2 rRNA genes are annotated in these 1,550 nt (G+C 52.5%); both read right to left on the minus strand.

The annotated features are described in order from the left end of the window. Positions 1-2: 2 nt before the first annotated feature. Positions 3-117: ribosomal RNA gene (gene rrf, locus HF854_RS12295) — 5S ribosomal RNA — on the minus strand. Between the two features lie 44 nt (positions 118-161). Further along, positions 162-1,550 (minus strand): 23S ribosomal RNA (locus tag HF854_RS12300); the annotation flags it as partial.

The following is a 1,550-nucleotide window of genomic DNA, read 5'->3' on the forward strand; positions in this document are numbered from 1 at the left end:
ATCTTTGGCAGCGGCCTACTTTCCCACATGACGTTATGCAGTATCATCGGCGATGGAGAGCTTAACTTCCGAGTTCGGAATGGGGTCGGGTGTACCCTCTCCTCTATGGCTACCAAAGAAATCTGGTAAATTTATTGAAACAGGGATGGAAGGTTTTTTCGAGAAACAAGACGCACGGGCTATTAGTACTGGTCAGCTCCACCCCTCACAGGGCTTCCACCTCCAGCCTATCAACGAGGTCGTCTACCTCGGCCCTTCAGGACTTGCGTCAGGGAGAACTTATCTTAAGGCAGGCTTCCCGCTTAGATGCTTTCAGCGGTTATCCCTTCCACACATAGCTACCCTGCTGTGCCGTTGGCACGACAACAGGTCCACCAGTGGTGTGTCCATCCCGGTCCTCTCGTACTAGGGACAGGCCCTTTCAATTCTCCTACGCCCACAGAAGATAGGGACCAAACTGTCTCACGACGTTTTAAACCCAGCTCGCGTACCACTTTAAACGGCGAACAGCCGTACCCTTGGGACCTGCTTCAGCCCCAGGATGTGATGAGCCGACATCGAGGTGCCAAACCGCATCGTCGATGTGAACTCTTGGATGCGATCAGCCTGTTATCCCCGGCGTACCTTTTATCCAATGAGCGATGACCCTTCCATTCGGGATCACCGGATCACTAACACCTACTTTCGTACCTGCTCGAGATGTCTCTCTTGCAGTCAAGCTCCCTTTTGCGTTTGCACTCGACGGCTGGTTTCCAATCAGCCTGAGGGAACCTTTGCATGCCTCCGTTACATTTTGGGAGGCGACCGCCCCAGTCAAACTACCCACCAGACACTGTCCTCTTACCGGATCACGGCGAAGAGTTAGGGACCTGAACAAACAAGGGTGGTATTTCAACGATGGCTCCCTCCATACTGGCGTACAGAGTTCACAGCCTCCCACCTATGCTACACATGCAGGCTCAAATCCCAATGTCAAGCTATAGTAAAGGTGCACAGGGTCTTTCCGTCTTTCTGCGGGTACACGGCATTTTCACCGCGACTTCAATTTCACCGAGTCTCTGGCCGAGACAGTGTGGAGATCGTTACGCCATTCGTGCAGGTCGGAACTTACCCGACAAGGAATTTCGCTACCTTAGGACCGTTATAGTTACGGCCGCCGTTTACTGGGGCTTCAATTCGGAGCTTCGCTTGCGCTGACTCCTCCTTTTAACCTTCCAGCACCGGGCAGGCGTCAGTCCGTATACGTCGTCTATACGACTTGGCACAGACCTATGTTTTTAGTAAACAGTCGCCACCACCATTTCTCTGCGGCTTTTCAGGGCTCGACAGAGTGAATCGCTTCACCCTAAAAAGCACCCCTTCTTCCGAAGGTACGGGGTTATTTTGCCGAGTTCCTTGGCCAGAGTTCTCTCGAGCGCCTTGGATTATTCATCCCACCCACCTGAGTTGGTTTCCGGTACGGTTTGCGTGTCCTATACTTAGAAGCTTTTCTAGGCAGCATAGACTCAACAACTTCAGACCTTTCGGTCACGGACTCGCGTCTCAGGATA

It is taken from the genome of Desulfovibrio piger (assembly GCF_012843875.1).
Classification (GTDB): domain Bacteria; phylum Desulfobacterota; class Desulfovibrionia; order Desulfovibrionales; family Desulfovibrionaceae; genus Desulfovibrio.